The organism is Mycobacterium sp. TH-M11, assembly GCF_057473725.1.
In genome coordinates this window covers 1-16,113 of record NZ_JBYCLD010000511.1, presented here as the reverse complement: position 1 = coordinate 16,113, position 16,113 = coordinate 1, and the positions used below count along the sequence as shown (strand labels likewise).

16 protein-coding genes are annotated in these 16,113 nt (G+C 67.0%); 7 read left to right on the top strand and 9 right to left on the bottom strand.

Annotated features, from left to right (window positions below; translation table 11 throughout):
- The 3 genes from gndA to AC2VOG_RS19540 form a co-directional block, all read right to left on the bottom strand.
- A partial coding sequence (gene gndA, locus AC2VOG_RS19550; RefSeq protein WP_486941482.1) for an NADP-dependent phosphogluconate dehydrogenase occupies positions 1–872 on the bottom strand: 872 nt, incomplete at its 3' end.
- A gap of 118 nt (positions 873–990) precedes the next feature.
- Positions 991–1,944: a M56 family metallopeptidase gene (locus AC2VOG_RS19545; protein ID WP_486941481.1), complete on the bottom strand. Its 954-nt coding sequence runs from the start codon at positions 1,942–1,944 to the stop codon at positions 991–993.
- Positions 1,945–1,958: 14 nt separating this feature from the next.
- Positions 1,959–2,375, bottom strand: coding sequence for a BlaI/MecI/CopY family transcriptional regulator (locus tag AC2VOG_RS19540; RefSeq protein ID WP_486941480.1), 417 nt, complete (start codon positions 2,373–2,375; stop codon positions 1,959–1,961).
- A 133-nt stretch (positions 2,376–2,508) separates the two neighbouring features.
- On the opposite strand from AC2VOG_RS19540, the gene AC2VOG_RS19535 reads away from it, so the two are divergent.
- Positions 2,509–3,297, top strand: coding sequence for an iron reductase (locus AC2VOG_RS19535; protein WP_486941479.1), 789 nt, complete (start codon positions 2,509–2,511; stop codon positions 3,295–3,297).
- An 18-nt stretch (positions 3,298–3,315) separates the two neighbouring features.
- On the opposite strand, the gene AC2VOG_RS19530 is transcribed toward AC2VOG_RS19535, so the two are convergent.
- Entirely contained in the window at positions 3,316–4,065 is a 750-nt protein-coding gene (locus tag AC2VOG_RS19530) for a phthiotriol/phenolphthiotriol dimycocerosates methyltransferase (RefSeq protein WP_486941478.1), read from the bottom strand.
- 85 nt (positions 4,066–4,150) lie between these two features.
- Positions 4,151–5,530, bottom strand: coding sequence for a cytochrome P450 (locus tag AC2VOG_RS19525; RefSeq protein ID WP_486941477.1), 1,380 nt, complete (start codon positions 5,528–5,530; stop codon positions 4,151–4,153).
- A 154-nt stretch (positions 5,531–5,684) separates the two neighbouring features.
- Here AC2VOG_RS19525 and AC2VOG_RS19520 point away from each other — a divergent pair, with 154 nt between their 5' ends.
- Entirely contained in the window at positions 5,685–6,080 is a 396-nt protein-coding gene (locus AC2VOG_RS19520; RefSeq protein WP_486941476.1) for a PaaI family thioesterase, read from the top strand.
- On the opposite strand, the gene AC2VOG_RS19515 is transcribed toward AC2VOG_RS19520, so the two are convergent.
- The 3 genes from AC2VOG_RS19515 to AC2VOG_RS19505 form a co-directional block, all read right to left on the bottom strand.
- Positions 6,077–7,462: an NAD(P)/FAD-dependent oxidoreductase gene (locus AC2VOG_RS19515; protein WP_486941475.1), complete on the bottom strand. Its 1,386-nt coding sequence runs from the start codon at positions 7,460–7,462 to the stop codon at positions 6,077–6,079. The two genes, AC2VOG_RS19520 and AC2VOG_RS19515, sit on opposite strands and share 4 nt — an antisense overlap.
- A gap of 132 nt (positions 7,463–7,594) precedes the next feature.
- A complete protein-coding gene (locus tag AC2VOG_RS19510) occupies positions 7,595–8,512 on the bottom strand; it encodes an LLM class F420-dependent oxidoreductase (protein ID WP_486941474.1) in 918 nt (305 codons plus the stop codon).
- Positions 8,513–8,584: 72 nt separating this feature from the next.
- Positions 8,585–9,262 carry an SDR family oxidoreductase gene (locus AC2VOG_RS19505; RefSeq protein WP_486941473.1) on the bottom strand — a complete coding sequence of 226 codons (678 nt, stop codon included), beginning with the start codon at positions 9,260–9,262 and terminating at the stop codon, positions 8,585–8,587.
- 229 nt (positions 9,263–9,491) lie between these two features.
- On the opposite strand from AC2VOG_RS19505, the gene modA reads away from it, so the two are divergent.
- The 4 genes from modA (at position 9,492) to AC2VOG_RS19485 (ending at position 13,121) form a co-directional block, all read left to right on the top strand.
- A complete protein-coding gene (gene modA / locus AC2VOG_RS19500; protein WP_486941472.1) occupies positions 9,492–10,301 on the top strand; it encodes a molybdate ABC transporter substrate-binding protein in 810 nt (269 codons plus the stop codon).
- Positions 10,302–10,491: 190 nt separating this feature from the next.
- Positions 10,492–11,610 (top strand): APA family fibronectin-binding glycoprotein, encoded by a 1,119-nt coding sequence (locus AC2VOG_RS19495; protein WP_486941471.1) that lies wholly within the window; start codon positions 10,492–10,494, stop codon positions 11,608–11,610.
- A 136-nt stretch (positions 11,611–11,746) separates the two neighbouring features.
- Entirely contained in the window at positions 11,747–12,046 is a 300-nt protein-coding gene (locus AC2VOG_RS19490) for a GlsB/YeaQ/YmgE family stress response membrane protein (protein ID WP_486941470.1), read from the top strand.
- 73 nt (positions 12,047–12,119) lie between these two features.
- Positions 12,120–13,121 (top strand): zinc-binding alcohol dehydrogenase family protein, encoded by a 1,002-nt coding sequence (locus AC2VOG_RS19485; protein WP_486941483.1) that lies wholly within the window; start codon positions 12,120–12,122, stop codon positions 13,119–13,121.
- Here the strand turns inward: AC2VOG_RS19485 and AC2VOG_RS19480 are convergent, their stop codons facing one another.
- Complete coding sequence (locus AC2VOG_RS19480) at positions 13,122–13,886, bottom strand: CPBP family intramembrane glutamic endopeptidase (RefSeq protein WP_486941469.1); 765 nt, start codon at positions 13,884–13,886, stop codon at positions 13,122–13,124. It lies immediately after the preceding gene.
- 47 nt (positions 13,887–13,933) lie between these two features.
- Here AC2VOG_RS19480 and AC2VOG_RS19475 point away from each other — a divergent pair.
- Positions 13,934–16,113, top strand: a 2,180-nt coding sequence (locus AC2VOG_RS19475; protein WP_486941468.1) for a CaiB/BaiF CoA-transferase family protein, incomplete at its 3' end; no start/stop codon positions are given.

Here is a 16,113-nt window from a genome sequence, read left to right as displayed (position 1 = left end):
GCTTCGGCGATACCGGTCACCGGCACGCCGAGGTCGAGCGCCGACTTGACCGTCCAGCGGCCGGTGCCCTTCTGCTCGGCCTCGTCGACGATCACATCCACCAGTGGCTTGCCGGTCTTGGCGTCGGTCTTGCGCAACACCTCCGCGGTGATCTCGATCAGGAAGCTGTCCAGGTCGCCAGAGTTCCATTCGGCGAACACGTCGGCGATCTCCGGCGCGGTCTTGCCCAGCGCGTCGCGCAGCAGCTGGTAGGCCTCGCCGATGAGCTGCATGTCGGCGTATTCGATGCCGTTGTGCACCATCTTGACGAAGTGCCCGGCGCCGTCGGGACCGATGTGGGTGCAGCACGGGACGCCGTCGACGTGCGCGGAAATCTCCTCCAGCAGCGGGCCCAACGACTTGTAGGACTCGGCCGGCCCGCCGGGCATGATCGAGGGGCCCTTGAGCGCGCCTTCTTCACCGCCGGAGATGCCGGCGCCGACGAAGTGCAGGCCGCGTGCGCGGATGGCCTTCTCGCGGCGGATGGTGTCGGTGTAGAGCGCGTTGCCGCCGTCGATGATGATGTCGCCTTCTTCCATCGCGTCGGCGAGTTCGTTGATGACGGCATCGGTGGGGTCGCCGGCTTTGACCATGATGATCACCCGTCGCGGTTTCTCCAGCGCGTCGAGGAATTCTTCGATGGTCTCCGACCGGACGAACGTGCCCTCGTCGCCGTGCTCTCTGAGTAGCGCATCGGTCTTGGCGATCGACCGGTTGTGCAACGCCACGGTATAACCGTGGCTGGCGAAGTTGCGGGCGAGATTCGAGCCCATCACCGCCAAGCCGGTGACGCCGATCTGCGCGGTCCCGGTCTTTGACTCCGACGAGCTCATACGTGCGCCTCTCAATTCCGTCAACTTGTTCCATGGCTCTGTACCGAACACTGTGGCACAGCGGGATTCATGCCTGTGCAAAGTATCGCCTCAGAACGCTGCGTGGCAGGTTGCCGGGTCAGACAGCGGCGAACAGCCGATGCAGTTCGGTGAGCCACGGGATCGCGAGTGCGATGGTCGGCACGATCAGCACCGCGGCGGCCGCAAGGTAGGCGGCAGTAGACACCCAACGGCTGTTGCCGCTACCGGAAAGCCGTCGCACCCGCAGCAGGGTGTGCGCTCCGCCGGCGGCCAGGGCACCCAGCGGCGCACGGCCCGACGCGCAGGCCACCAGGGCCCGGGCCAGGGGAGCGCGGCCGGCCACCCGGACAGCGGCGTCGTCGGCCAACAGTTCGGCCAGCAACTGCACCGCGTCCAAAGCGCTTGCGCTGCGGACGAAACGGGGAAACGCGGCGTGTGCGGCGGTGAACGCCTCAAGCACCAGATCGTGGCGCGCGCGCAGATGAGCGCGCTCGTGACTCAGGATCGCGGCGACCTCGTTTTCGGTGAGCGAATCCAGCGCGCCCTCGCTGACTACCACCCTGCTGCGGACGCCGGGCAGGCAGTAGGCGAGCGGCTGTGCCACCTCCAGCACACGCAGATCACGGCCGCCGGCGCGGGCCCGCGCGGAGACCAGGTCGGGCGACACGCCGAGCAGATCCACCAGCATCCGGTGACGGGCACGCCGTCGCCGGGTGGCCACGGCGACCCGGACCACAGCCACCAGCAGTCGCGCGCCGATCAGCAAGGTCAGACCGAAGACCGTAACGTCGAGCAGCCACAGCGGCCAGCCGAGGCGACCGATCTCGGTGGCAGGGCTGGCCGTCGGGCGCCCGTCGGCGCCCGGGACGAACAGTCGGCTCGCGATGGCGATGCCGGCGCTGAACGCCGAGAGCACCGCGGCGATGGCGATTGCCTGCCAGAGCACCATCGCGGCCCGAGGAGCGCGCAGCGGCCACGTGGCCCGCGCCAACAATTCTGGGACCGGCCCGACCAGCATCACCGCAAGAACGGTGAAAGTCAGCCCAGACATGGTCCCAGTGTCCCTCAGCCCTCCGGTCGCGCGCCAGCAGACTGATTTGTCCGATGACCTGATTCCAGTTCGGCGAGTGCGCGCCGCAACGCCTCGGCCTCGTCGGCGCCGACCCGCTCGACGAAGTGCACCAAGGCGGCGTGTCGGCTTCCCGGGTCGGCGACCTGGTCGAGTGCATCGACCATCAGACCGGCCACCAGTTCGTCGCGTCCGTGCACCGGCGCGTACTGGTGTGCACGGTCATCGCGGATCTGCGAAACCAGGTTCTTCTTGGCCAGCCGCTGCAGCACGGTCATCACCGTCGTGTAGGCCAGATCGCGCTGTTCGGAAAGCGCTTCGTGCACCTGGCGGACCGTTTGCGGGTGCGGAGCGGACCACAGATGGTCCATCACCGCGCGCTCGAGATCCCCGAGCCGCGTCAGCTTAACCATGTTCGCTCAATCTCCTGTGCAATGTGCTTGTCAGCGTACTCGCGCTTACTACCGACGGTCGTACCTCTCCGGCCGGGGGACGCGTCGCCGGACCACCGTCCCGCAGTTCATATGGTTAGGCTAACCTAAAATTATGACGATCCCGATCGACGACCCGCTCATCGCAACAATGGCCATCGATCGCGTGCTGCCACTGCACGAGTCCAGTCGACGGCTTCGCGAGCTGTATCCGCAATGCCCACGGGTACACGGTGTCGCAGTGCTGGGCGATGTGTCGGTACGCCGATGGTGGCCACTGGCCTCCGCGCTGAGCACCGACCGACTGCAGGCCATGTTCGACGCCGCCAAGATCGACATGAACGAGCGCAGTGCCGCAAGGCAATTGGCGGCGACCTTGATTCACACGGTGATCGGCCGGGTGGTCGCGCTGGTGGTGCTCGAGGCCAGGGCCTGGGACACCGGGCTGGAGAATTTGTGGGTCCATGTCGACTCCGATGGCGTGATCGACTGGGCCGGGGTGGTCGACCCAACGTTGCGGGTGTTGCCCGATGACCCGTGCGGCGCCGACGGCGTCGTCCGGCTGCCGAACGCGGCCGCGTTGACGACCTGGGTGTCCCACCGCTGCCACCGAACCCTCGCGCCGCTGTTCGCCAAGCTGCACGCGGTCAGCGGCGGCGCTCTGTCAATCGCCGCCATGTGGCACATCGTCGGATCGATGGTGGTGGCGTGTGCCACCCAGGTGCCACAGCTGGGCGGCACCGACGAAGTGGCCGCCATGCGCCGCGGGCAGGCGGTGCTCGACGCACTGGTCGGTTTCGGGCTGCCGGTGCGCGGACTGTCGGTCGCGCGCAGACGCGCCAAGGGAACCCCCTGCCGCGTTACGACGGCCTTACCTGCGCTGGCGGCATCGAGCGGTGGCTGACCGTGTCGGTTCTGCCAGTTAGTCCTTGATGAAGTGGTACATGCGGTAGGACAGCCGACCGCGTTGCAATTCCTTGTACATCAGCGTGTCTGGTGCGCCGGCGAACAGCTTGCCGAACGGCCGCAGGAACATCGGCAGCCGGCTGCCGACCAATTCGAGGTACCGGCCCGAGTTGTTGTCCAGCCCGCGCAGCACCTCAGGGTTGATTTCCCGCTTGGATTCCATCCGCATCGGCAGCGCGGCCAGCGCGGCGTCCCATTCGTCGTATTCGAGGAATCCGCGGAAGTCGACGTAGAGGAAATGTCCGCCCGGCCGCAGCACTCGCACCATCTCCTTGAGGAAACGGTCGAAGTGCGGGTAGGCGTGCGATGCCTCGACGTTGAGCACCGCGTCGAACGACTCGTCGGGAAACGGCAAGTTCTCGGCGTCGCCGTGCACGAAGTCCAGGCCCGGCAGGGGATAGCGGCGCTTGGCGAAGGCCACGCCGTCAGGGTTGAAGTCCAGGCCGGTGTAGGACGCCGGATGCAGCGTCTTCATCAGGTACGCCCCGCCGCCACCGTGGCCGCAGCTGGGCTCCAGCACCTTCATACCGGCGAGGTCGGTCTGGGTCGCTGTGCGGTGGTAAAGCTGAATTCCCCACCGGTTCTTCTCATCCTCGGGCGCCAGCGGCAGCCCCATGGGCGGATCCTCCTCGTACCCCCAGTTCAGGAAGACCACGTCGTCTTGATCCCACCTACGGGTGACGAAGGGATACCAATACTTGTTCATGGCCAACTTGAACCATGAATAACTGCCGAGAGGTTTCACGTATTGCCTGAGGCCGCCTGTCACAGGTCGCCAGTATGCCAGTGCGCTACACGCGGCCGCGGTCAGCCACGAACAGCGGGTCGGAATCCGCCGGCCGCTTGTTCGTGCGTCGGTAGACAACCGCCCGGGCGCCCTTCGCCGGCACGGTCGCGACGCCACGCCAGAACGCCTTCTCGCCGGGCGCATCGGTTGGCTCGAAACGGAACTCGCGGAGCAGCATGCGCAGCACGACGTCGGACTCCAGGTTGGCGAAAGCCGCACCGACGCAACGGTTGACGCCGCCGCCGAACGGAATCCATGCCACGGGCTTGGCGGCGGTGCCCAGGTAGCGGTCCGGGTTGAACGACCCCGCATCCGGGAAGTCGTCTTCGGACGCGTGCGCCAGCTTGATGCTGATGATGATGTTGGTGTCCTCCGGAAGCACCCACTCGCCCAACCGGATTCGCGTCTTTGTTCGGCGCGTCGTTCCATCCAGCACAGGACGGGTGCGCTGTACCTCCCAGATCGTGGCCTGCCGCAGTTCACCGCCGCCGGCGTCAGCCTCGTCGGCCAGTCGCTTGCACAGGTCTGGGTGCCGGCTCAACCGCTCCAATGCCCACGCCAGCGACGACGCGGTGGTCTCGTGGCCGGAACCCAGCAGGGTCAGCAACTCGTCGGTGATGTGCTCGTCGGAAATCGGCTCGCCGTCTTCATAGCGGGCCTGCAGCAGCAGCGCCAGCACATCCTTGCGCTCTCCGATGGCCGGGTCGGATCGGGCCTCGGCGATCAGCGCGGCGATGACGGCGTCGAACCGCCGCCGCTTTTTCATGAAGCGCCCCCACGGGCTCCACGGCCCCAGGTCCTTGCGCACAATCGACGGACACACCACGAGTAGCGAGCCGAGCGTTACCATCGCCGGCACGGTCTCTCGAAGTTCTTCCAGCGCAGCACCTTCGGCGCCGAACACCGCGCGTAGGATCACCCCGACGGTGATCCGCAGCATCGGCTCCAGCGTCTCGAACTCCTGGCCCTCGACCCAGGTCGCGATCTCGCGCTCGACCTCTTCTTCGATGATGCGCTCATAGCCGCGCATCCGCTTGCCGTGAAACGGCGGCGCCAGCAGTTTGCGGCGCTCCCGGTGGCCGTCGCCGGCGAGACTGAAGGTCGAACCCGGCCCGAACGCCCCACCGATCGACCCGTTCCCCGACGGCGGCCGCTGGATCAACTCGGTACCGATGCTGAACAGTTCCTTGGCCAGCGCCGGGTCGTTGACCACCACCGCGTGATCGTTATGGGGCAGGTTGACGCTGACGACGTTGCTGCCGTAGCGCTTGCAGATATTGTCGAACATCGCGTGGTTCTGCACCAGGAACTGGAGCGTCTGGATCAGCTTCGGATGCCGGGGACCGGGCGGCAACCGCACCGGCTCGGTCGTCGCCGCTATCATTTTTTCCCTCCCCTTGTGAATTCCGTCAGCGCCCACGAGCCGTGCTCGCAGAGGTCGGAAACAGGCTCACAGTATCGGTTGTCTGCGTGGTCTGCACGAATTTGCTGCACCCCGGAACCACGCTGGTGTTCACCCGCCTGTAGACACTACAAGCATGCAGCCGATGTCAGAAGCGCCATTCGACGAGGAATTAGGGCTGGAATTCACCGAGATCAGCCCTGACCGCACGCGCGCTCGACTCAACGTCGTACCCAAGCTCCTCCAGCCGATGGGCATCGTGCACGGCGGCGTGTATTGCGCGATGGTCGAAAGCCTGGCCAGCGTCGCGGCCTATACCTGGCTGACCGTGAACGGTGGCGGTTCGGTCGTTGGCGTCAACAACAACACCGACTTCCTGCGCGCGATCGGGAGCGGGAGGATTCACGGGACCGCGGTTCCGATACACCGCGGACGGCGTCAGCAACTGTGGCAGGTCGCCATCGTCGACTCCGACGACCGACTGATCGCTCGCGGTCAGGTCCGGCTGCAGAACCTCGAGGCCGAACGCTAACTGGCCGCCTTTGCGGTCGCGTCCTCGCGCGCCTCAGCAGCCAGCACCGCCAGCTGTTCGAGACGGGTCCGGGCGAACGCCTGTTGCTCGGTGATGGTCAGCTGACCGCGCCGGGTGCTCAGGAACGTCGTGATCCACGACAAGAGTGTGCTGACCTTCGTCTTGAAGCCGACGAGATAGACCAGGTGCAACACCAGCCACGCCAACCAGGCGATGAAACCGCTGAATTCCACCGGACCGATCTTCGCGACGGCGGAGAATCGCGAGACCGTCGCCATCGAACCCTTGTCGAAATACTGGAATGGTTGACGAAGTGCCGGATCTGCCCCGCCGAGTTCGGCTTTGATCGTCGAGCCGACGTACTTGGCACCCTGAATGGCGCCCTGGGCCACCCCCGGCACCCCTTCGACGGCAGCCATGTCGCCGATGACAAACACGTTGGGATGTCCAGGTATCGACAAGTCGGGCAGCACCTTGACCCGTCCGGCGCGGTCGAGCTCCACGGCGGACTGGCGAGCCAGATCCCGCCCCAGCGGGCTCGCCGCGACGCCCGCCGACCACACCTTGCAGGCCGATTCGATACGCCGGACGCTGCCGTCGGGGTCTTTGACCGTAATGCCGTCGCGGTCGACGTCGGTCACCATCGCGTCAAGCTGGATGTCGACACCCATTTTCTCCAGCCGCGCCGCTGCTCGTTTACCGAGCTTGTCGCCAAACGGCGGCAGTACCGCGGGAGCGGCGTCGAGCAGGACGACTCGGGCCTTGGTCGAATCGATATGCCGGAAGGCGCCTTTCAACGTGTAGTCGGCCAGTTCGGCGATCTGGCCCGCCATCTCCACACCGGTTGGACCGGCGCCGACGACGGTGAAGGTCAGCAGCTTCTTACGCCGCTCGGGGTCGTTGGAACGCTCCGCCGCCTCGAATGCGCTCAAAATGCGCCCACGCAACTCCAGGGCGTCGTCGATCGACTTCATGCCGGGGGCGAACTCGGCGAATTGGTCATTGCCGAAGTAGGACTGGCCGGCACCGGCGGCCACGATCAGGCTGTCGAAGGGAGTCTCGTAGGTGTGACCGAGCAGATTCGAGACGACCACCTTGCGGGCGAGGTCGATGTGCGTGCAGTCGCCGAGCAAAACCTGGACGTTGCGCTGCCTACGCAGGATGACGCGGGTGGTCGGGGCGATCTCACCTTCTGAGATGATGCCGGTCGCCACCTGATACAGCAGCGGCTGGAATAGGTGATGTGTGGTTCGCGCGATCAGCTTGATGTCGACATCGGCACGCTTCAGCTTCTTCACCGCGTAAAGGCCGCCGAACCCGGATCCGATCACCACCACCCGATGCTTGCGATTGGGTGCGGTTTTCTCGGACAGAGCAGTCATGGTTTGTTAGCTCCTCAGCGACGACCGGGTTCACCGTCAACGATAGACGGCCGGACCTGCGTCTATCGACACAACGGCGTGTGATCGCCCCCACCGGGGCCCGTCACACGTGACCCATGTCGCTGCGCGGCGTCACACACCGACGACGGGCCGCAGCGCGTCCGCAACCGTTGCGACGACGCCCGGCGTGTAGATCGGGATGTTGACGATCACACCGTCGACGCCGACGTCGATGACGTGGGTCTTGACGTGTTCGGCGACCTGCGCGGCGCTGCCCACCAGCATGCGGCCACGCATCTCCGCGGGGATCTGGTCCGGTTTGGCGTTGTCGTCGACCATCACGGTCAGCAGGACGCTGGTTTCCAGGGTCGAACGGTCCCGTCCGGCCTCGTCGCAGCGCCTGGCCAACGCGTCGAGCTTGCCGGGGAGTTCGTCAAAGGCCGCGATGATGTTGAGGTGGTCGGCGTAGCGGGCCGCAAGCGAGAACGTCTTCTTCTCACCGCTGCCGCCGATGAGGATCGGAATGCGCTCGCGGTAGCGCGGATTGGCGAAGGCCGAGTCGGTGGTGTAGTACTCGCCGGCGAACGTGGAGTGTTCGCCCTTGATCATCGGGTCGAGGATTTGCAGCGCTTCCTCCAGCTTCTTGAAACGCTCGGTGAACGTCGAGAATTCGAACCCGAGTTGGTGGTGTTCGAGCTCGAACCAGCCGGTTCCGGCGCTGAGGATCGCACGGCCGGCGCTGATGACGTCCAAGGTGGTGACGGCCTTGGCCAGCAGCGTGGGATTGCGGTAGGTGTTGCCGGTTACCAACGCGCCCAACTGAACTCGGTCGGTGGCCGTCGCGAGTGCGCCCAGGGTGGTGTACGCCTCGAGCATCGGCTGGTCGGGGGAGCCGAGCATCGGCAATTGGTAGAAGTGGTCCATCACGAAAACCGAGTCGAAGCCCGCTGATTCAGCTTCGCGAGCCTGCGCGATCACGGTGGGAAAGAGTTGCTCGACTCCGGTGCCGTAGGAAAAGTTGGGGATTTGAAAGCCAAGGCGAATGGTCACGAAAACCACCCTAGTGACCGGCGCCCGCTGCCGACGGCCACCGCCGAAAATTACCTGCCGGGCGAACTGCGGCTAGGCAAACTGCGTCAGAGCGCCGTGGCTGACGTGCAGGGTCTGTCCGGTGATGTGGCGGGCGGCGCCGCTGGTCAGGAACAGCGACATCCGCGCGACCTCGGCGGCTAGCACCGGCGGTGTGCTGGAGAGGCCTTCGTAACCCGGCTGGGCGCCGCGTCCGGCCGCGACCGCGTTCACGGTGATCCCGCGGGTGCCGAAGATCGTCGCCTGGCCGGCGACCCAGCCCGAGAGCGCGGCCTTGATCGCGGCTTCGGCGCTACCCGGGCGAGGATTTTCCGGCACGACGCTGATGATCGATCCGCCAGATCGGAGGTGGTCGCCCACCGTCTCGAGCGTCAGCACCGCAGACAGCAAGGTGTCGTCCAGCGCGGAGCGCCACGCAGCCGCCAGGTCGGACAGCGAGTACGCCCGTGGATCGCCGGGGGTCCGAAGCGGCGCCGGGACGTTGACGATGGTGTCCAGATGGTGGGGAAACAGGTGGCGGACCTCTGCCAACGCGGCGGGATCAGTGTTGTCGCAGACGATGGCGTCCGCTTCGATTTCCTTGGCGGCTACCTCGAGATCCTCTCGGCGGGCGCCCAGCAGCGTGACCGCATGGCCGTTGTCATGGAACTCTTCAGCAACGGCGCGACCCAGTTCGGTGTCGCCTCCGGTGACAAGTACTTCCACCGCCATGACCTCCTCGTATTCAGCGTCGAATCCAGGTTCCGGTTCGCCAGCAGCATTGCGGAGCGCGTCGTGAGCAACGGTTCTCCGATGCCTTGATGGTGGCACACCGCCATGCCGGTCCCTGGGATTTCAGGCCGTGTATGGCATTAACGTTTCCTTATGTTACTGGACGGTAGCTAGATATGAAACTCCGAATCCGGCACGGGGCGGTCACTGTTGGACAACGCTGGGCACCGTGACACCTGGACGCGGAGGCCCGCGCGCGGCCGGGGTGGCGGGATTGCTGGTCGCGGCGCTGGCGGCGACTTCCAGCGGATGCAGCAGGCAGCCGACCGCCGCGACCGGTTCGTCGCCGTCGCGTCATGCACCGGCCACGTCGATCATGGTGTTCGCCGCACTACAACTCAAACCCGCCTTCACCCTGCTTGCCGGCAAGTTCCAAACCGAAAATCCAGGAGCAGCAGTGGAATTCGACTTTGCCGCCTCTGCTGAGCTGACGAACAAGTTGACCCAGGGCGCCAGCGCCGATGTCTACGCACCCGCAGACACCGCGCACCTGGACACGGTCATCAAAGCCGACCTGACCAGCGGCGAGCCCGTCAACTTTGCGTCCGACACTCTGGTGATCATCACCCCCCCGGGCAATCCGAAGCGGGTGCAGACCTTCGCCGATCTCGCCAGGCCTGACCTGCGGGTCGCGGCGTGTCAGGCCTCGGCGCCGTGCGGGTCGGCGGCGCAACGTATCGAGGACAACACCGGAGTGCACTTCACCCCGGTAACCGAAGAGTCGGTCGGTGCCGGGGTGCTGGCGAAAGTCAGCGGCGGAGAGGCTGACGCGGGACTGGTCTACCTCAACGACGCACACACGGCGGGGGACCGGGTCGACACCGTCCGTTTTCCCGAATCAGCCCAAGCGGTGAACGTCTATCCCATCGTCGTTCTCAAGACGGCGTCCCAGCCGGCGCTGGCGGAGAAGTTCGTCGAGTTGGTGATCGGCGAGACGGGCCGGCGCGTGCTCGGCCAGGCTGGCTTTGCGAGCCCCTGAGCAGGCAATATGACGACGGTCATGACGCGCCCGGCCGCGTTGTCGTTAGCGAATTGTCACCTCGCTCACCGGTGCAATGGGTGAGCTGCAGGTATGGCGCGGCGCCCCGGCGCGAAGCAGGTCAAAAATCGGCCGAAACGTGGGTAATCCTCACGTGCGCCACCGGGGTGACACGGTAGGTTTTTGCCTCATGGACCAGGTGGACCACTCCTCGGCACGGCCCAGAATCCGCAGGATGACGCACATCATCGCCGCGATCGGCGGTGCGGGCGCGATCACGTTCGCATGGTCGCCTGTCGCCGGCGCCGACCCGGTGCCGCCGCCACCCAGCCCGGCCGTGCCGGTTCCGGGAGCACCCGACCCCATTGCACCCGCGCCGGCCCAACCGGCCGCCCCCGAAGCGGCGCCGCCTGCTGTCCCTCCGCCTGCTGTCCCGCCGCCAGGTGTCCCGCCGCCTGGTGTCCCGCCGCCCGCGGCCCCGCTCGGAGCGCCGCCCGGAGCCGACCCCAACGTTCCGCCCCCGCCCCCGGTCGACCCCAACGCCGGTCGAATCGACAACCCGGTCGGCGGCTTCAGCTACGTCCTGCCCGCGGGCTGGGTGGAGTCCGATGCAACCCACCTGGATTACGGATCGGCGCTGCTCAGCAAGATTTCCGGAGCACCCAGCCCAGGTCAGCCGCCACCGGTTGCCAATGACACTCGCGTGGTGCTGGGCAAGCTCGATCAGAAGCTCTACGCCAGCGCCGAACCCGACAACGCCAAGGCTGCCGCGCGGCTGGCATCGGACATGGGCGAGTTCTTCATGCCCTACCCGGGCACCCGCCTGAACCAGGAGACCATCCCGCTGGGCGCCAACGGCGCCGCCGGCGCAGCGTCCTACTACGAGGTGAAGTTCAGCGACGCCAGCAAGCCCAACGGCCAGATCTGGGCCGGAGTTGTCAGTCCGCCAGAACCGGCAGGCGCGCCGAGCCAACGCTGGTTCGTGGTGTGGCTGGGTACCAGCAACGATCCGGTTGACAAAGCCGGCGCCAAGACGCTGGCCGAATCGATCCGCCCGCTGGCCGCCGCGCCGGCACCCGCGCCCGCCGCGCCGGCCCCGGCACCTGGGGCACCGCCGCCGCCTCCGGCAGCCCCGCCGCCCCCGGGTGCACCAGCCCCCGTGCCCGCGCCGGCAGCCCCGCTGCCGGCAGCCCCCGTGCCCGCGCCGGCAGCCCCGCTGCCGGCAGCCCCGCCGCCGGCAGCGCCGGCTCCCGGACAACCCGCCGGCGGAAACGCTGCAGCACCGGCGGCCGGCACGGTGGCGACCTGACGGCGTCAGCCTTCGTGGCGCCCCGAATGGTTTGCCGAACCGAGCGTTTCGGGCCCCTCGAGTAGTTACGCTCGGTTGGGGGTCCGCATTGTCGGTCCAATAGCTGGCCCCGCCAGCGACAACCAAGGAGTCTCGGATGGGCGTATTAGCAGCAACTGAAATTCTCGCGCGCTCCACCACCACGACCAGCGTCGGGCTGATCGGCTACATCTTCATCGGGGGGCTAGCCGGCTGGATCGGTAGCAAGATCGTCAAGGGCGGTGGGTCCGGAATCTTGCTGGACATCGTGATCGGTGTCGTCGGAGCGTTGATTGGGGGCTTTCTCCTCAGCTTCTTTCTCAACACTGCGGGCGGCGGGTTGATTTTCACTTTCTTCACCGCGTTGCTTGGCGCGGTGATACTGCTGTGGGTCGTTGGCATGGCACGAAGGTCCTGACAGCCGTCTGTGCGGTAACTACCCAGGTTCCGCGGTGTTGAGCAGTCATGCCATCAACGCGATCCCGTCCACCATGCGCGCATGGCGGGTGGCCCGTCCGGGCCCGATCAGCACCCAGCCACTTGAGTACGTCGACACGCAGGTACCGCAACCCGGGCCGACCGAGCTTCTTGTCGCGGTCCGCGCGTGTGGAGTGTGCCGCACTGATCTGCACGTGGCCGAAGGCGACCTGGCCGTGCATCGGGAGCGGGTGACACCCGGACACGAAGTGGTCGGCGAGGTGGTCGAACTCGGCGAGGATGCCGGCGGCGAGTTCCGCGTCGGCGACCGGGTCGGGATCGCCTGGCTACGGCACACCTGCGGAGAGTGCACGTACTGCCGGCGCGGCGACGAGAATTTATGTCCGAACTCTCGCTACACGGGATGGGATGCGGACGGCGGGTACGCCGAATTCGCCACCGTTCCTGCGGCTTTCGCCCACCACCTGCCGAGCGGGTACAGCGACAGCGAACTGGCACCGCTGCTGTGCGCCGGCATTATCGGCTACCGGTCGCTGCGACGCGCGGCGCTGCCGCCCGGTGGCAGGTTGGGGCTGTACGGGTTCGGCGGCAGCGCGCACATCACCGCGCAGGTCGCTCTGGCGCAGGACGCCGAGGTGCACGTGATGACCCGCGGCGAGGCAGCTCAGCGACTCGCCCTCGACCTGGGCGTCGCATCGGCGCAAGGGGCCGCTGACCCGCCGCCGGTGAAGCTTGACGCCGCAATCTTGTTCGCGCCAGTCGGCGAGTTGGTGCTGCCGGCGATGGAGGCGCTGGACCGTGGCGGCACGCTGGCCATCGCGGGAATTCACCTCAGCGACATCCCGATGCTGAATTATCAGCGCCACCTGTTCCAGGAACGTCAGATTCGCTCGGTCACCTCGAATACCCGCGCCGATGCGCGGGCGTTCCTCGACTTCGCCGGCGCACACCACATCGCGGTGACCACACCGGAATATCCGCTCAGTCAAGCGGATCGGGCATTGGCCGACCTCAGCGCCGGGCGGATCTCCGGGGCGGCGGTCCTGCTCGTCTAGTCAGCTGGACAGCTGCCAGACCACGGCGGCAGCCAACGCCCCCAGCCCGTTGAGCGACCAGTGCAACGCGATCGGGGCGAGCAGACTGCCGCTGCGTCGCCGCAGCCAGCTGAACACTAAACCCGCCGCCGCGGTGGTGACCACCGCGATCGACACCCCGGCCACCATGCCGGGCACGCCGCCACCGAACAGCCGGGTGAGACCGACATTGTTCCTCGTCAACCCGAGCGAGGTGGCGATGTGCCACAGTCCGAACAACAGCGAGCCGGCCACTGCCGCACCGCGGAAACCCCACGCCCGGTTGAGCGCGCCGTGCAGCACGCCGCGGAACGCCAACTCCTCGGGAATGACGGTCTGCAGCGGAATGAGGATCATCGACGCGAGCAACGCGCCGGAGAGCGTCGCGTAATGATGGTTCATGAACATCGGCCGGGTCAGAGGAAGCAGCACGCCGACGGCGATCGCCACCGCCACGGCCACGACCGCACCGACGGCGTAGGCGGCGCCGGATCTCCAGTGCTCGCGGCCCAGCCCGAGCTCGACCCATCCGAGGCCGTTGACCCGCAGCCAGCCGACCAAACCCGCAGCCGCGACCGGGACTGCCACGACGCTTGCCCATGGCGTGGTGAAGTGCGCGATGACGTTGGTCAGGGCCAGCACCGCCACCACCACGGCGACATCGACCTGGCTACGAAAGTGGTGCAGCGTCGAGAGCTGCGCGAACACCGGATGCGGTGACGCCACGACGCTCTCGGTGCCAGACATCTCACCAGGCTACCGGCCCCGCTGAGCCCTCGAACTACGCTGGCTTGATGCCTGACGACCTGCTCACGTCGCTGCGGGTACTCGATCTGTGCGACGACGACGCCGACGCGGTCACCCGGATGCTGGCCGACTTGGGCGCCGACGTCCTGAAAGTGGAGCCGCCCGGCGGCAGTCCATCGCGTACCCGTCTGCCGTCGTTGCAGGGCACCGGCGTGCGCTTCGCGCTGCACAACGCGAACAAGCGCAGCACCGTGCTCGACCCGTCTGCTCCGGACGACCGCCAACAGCTGATCCGACTGGCCGGCGACGCCGACATCGTCGTCGACAGCGGGCTCCCCGGCCTGGCTGCCGCCTACGAGACGTCGTGCGAAGAGTTGGCCGATCGATTCCCTCACCTGGTGGCGCTGTCGGTGACGGACTTCGGCAGGACGGGGCCGATGGCGTCGTGGCGCGCCACCGACCCGGTGCTCTACGCACTGTCGGGCGCCTTGGCGCGGTCGGGACCGACCACCGGCACCCCGGTTTCGCCGCCCGACGGCATCGCTTCGGCCACTGCCGCGGTCCAAGCGGCGTGGTCGGTGCTGGTCGCTTACTATAACCGGCTACGTTGTGGCACAGGCGATTACATCGACTTCTCCCGATACGAGGCCGTAGTGATGGCCCTCGACCCGGCGTTCGGCGCACATGGGCAGGCCGCGGCGGGCGTCCGTCACCCGGATCGGTGGCGCGGGCGCCCGAAAAACCAGGACGCTTACCCGATCTACGCCTGCCAGGACGGTTTCGTCCGACTGTGCGTGATGTCGCCTCGACAATGGCATGGGTTGCGGCGGTGGCTGGGCGAACCCGACGAATTCCAGGATCCCAAGTACGACGTCATCGCGGCGCGGTTCAAGGCGTGGCCGCAGATCGGCCCGCTGATTCACCAACTGTTCGCCCACCAGACGATGAAAGCGCTTGTTGCCGAAGGGCAGTCGCACGGCGTGCCGATCTCCGCGGTGCTGGACCCCGCGCAGATCCTGGCGTCCGAGCACTTCAGGTCGGTGGGCGCGGTCACCGACACCGAACTTGTTCCCGGCGTCCGCAGCACCATCCCGACCGGCTACTACTCAGTCGATGGTGAACACGTCGGGTTCCGCGTACCCGCGCCGCGGCCCGGGGCGAACGACGCCCGCTGGACCGGCCAGCGAGCGGTGATTGCGGCACCCGCGAAATCCGGCCCGCGCCCGTTCGACGGGTTGCGCATCATCGATCTCGGCATCATCGTCGCCGGGGGTGAACTGAGCCGGTTGTTCGGAGACCTGGGCGCCGAGGTGATCAAGGTCGAAAGCGCGGCCTACCCGGACGGATTGCGGCAGGCCAGAATCGGTGAGCCGATGAGTGAGTCATTTGCCTGGACGCACCGCAACAACCTGGCTTTCGGCGTGGACTTGCGCAGTGCCCCGGGCAAGCGGGTGTTCGGGCGCTTGGTCGCCGAAGCCGACGCGGTGTTCGCCAACTTCAAGCCGGGAACGCTTGCCGCGCTGGGATTTACCTACGACACCTTGCACTCGGTCAATCCGCGGGTGGTGCTCGCTGAAAGCAGCGCATTCGGCGACCGGGGGCCGTGGAGCAACCGGCTGGGGTACGGCCCGCTGGTGCGGGCCACCGCCGGCGTCAGCAAGCTCTGGACCGACCCGAACGCCCATCCGGAAGACACCGCTGCCCGGCACCGGTTCTACGACGCGACGACGGTTTTCCCCGACCACGTGGTCGGACGGATCACCGCGATCGGCGCGCTGGCCGCGCTGATCCACCGCGACCGCACCGGGGCCGGCGCGCGCGTGCATGTCTCCCAGGCCGAGGCGGTGGTCAACCAACTCGACGTTCGCTATGTCGCCGACGCGGCCCGCGCCGCGAACAGCGCTGATCTGGCCGACGACACCGGCATTCACGAAGTCCTGCCCTGCGCGGGGGACGACGAGTGGTGTGTGATCTCGATCCGCAGCGACACCGACTGGCGTTCGGCCAGTGCGGTCTTCGGTGTACCCGAACTGGCCGACGACGCGCGTTGGGCAACCGGCCAGGCCAGGCTGAGACATCGGAGCGAGTTGGCCCAGCGGATGTCGGAGTGGACCCGCCATCGCAGCCCCAGACAGGTCGCCGAGGCGCTGCAGTCGGTCGGTGTCCCGGCCGGGCCGATGAATCGTCCGCCCGATGTCTTAGAAGACCCGCAACTGCGCGATCGAAA

What these genes read in the sequence shown, in the direction of transcription:
- AC2VOG_RS19545 (WP_486941481.1), bottom strand. Translation starts at nt 1,944, where the DNA reads ATGTCTGGGCTGACTTTCACCGTTCTTGCGGTGATGCTGGTCGGGCCG.
- AC2VOG_RS19505 (WP_486941473.1), bottom strand. Translation starts at nt 9,262, where the DNA reads ATGGCGGTGGAAGTACTTGTCACCGGAGGCGACACCGAACTGGGTCGC.
- AC2VOG_RS19520 (WP_486941476.1), top strand. Translation starts at nt 5,685, where the DNA reads ATGCAGCCGATGTCAGAAGCGCCATTCGACGAGGAATTAGGGCTGGAA.
- AC2VOG_RS19540 (WP_486941480.1), bottom strand. Translation starts at nt 2,375, where the DNA reads ATGGTTAAGCTGACGCGGCTCGGGGATCTCGAGCGCGCGGTGATGGAC.
- AC2VOG_RS19535 (WP_486941479.1), top strand. Translation starts at nt 2,509, where the DNA reads ATGACGATCCCGATCGACGACCCGCTCATCGCAACAATGGCCATCGAT.
- AC2VOG_RS19515 (WP_486941475.1), bottom strand. Translation starts at nt 7,462, where the DNA reads ATGACTGCTCTGTCCGAGAAAACCGCACCCAATCGCAAGCATCGGGTG.
- AC2VOG_RS19490 (WP_486941470.1), top strand. Translation starts at nt 11,747, where the DNA reads ATGGGCGTATTAGCAGCAACTGAAATTCTCGCGCGCTCCACCACCACG.
- AC2VOG_RS19480 (WP_486941469.1), bottom strand. Translation starts at nt 13,886, where the DNA reads ATGTCTGGCACCGAGAGCGTCGTGGCGTCACCGCATCCGGTGTTCGCG.
- AC2VOG_RS19525 (WP_486941477.1), bottom strand. Translation starts at nt 5,530, where the DNA reads ATGATAGCGGCGACGACCGAGCCGGTGCGGTTGCCGCCCGGTCCCCGG.
- AC2VOG_RS19495 (WP_486941471.1), top strand. Translation starts at nt 10,492, where the DNA reads ATGGACCAGGTGGACCACTCCTCGGCACGGCCCAGAATCCGCAGGATG.
- AC2VOG_RS19485 (WP_486941483.1), top strand. Translation starts at nt 12,120, where the DNA reads ATGCGCGCATGGCGGGTGGCCCGTCCGGGCCCGATCAGCACCCAGCCA.
- AC2VOG_RS19530 (WP_486941478.1), bottom strand. Translation starts at nt 4,065, where the DNA reads ATGAACAAGTATTGGTATCCCTTCGTCACCCGTAGGTGGGATCAAGAC.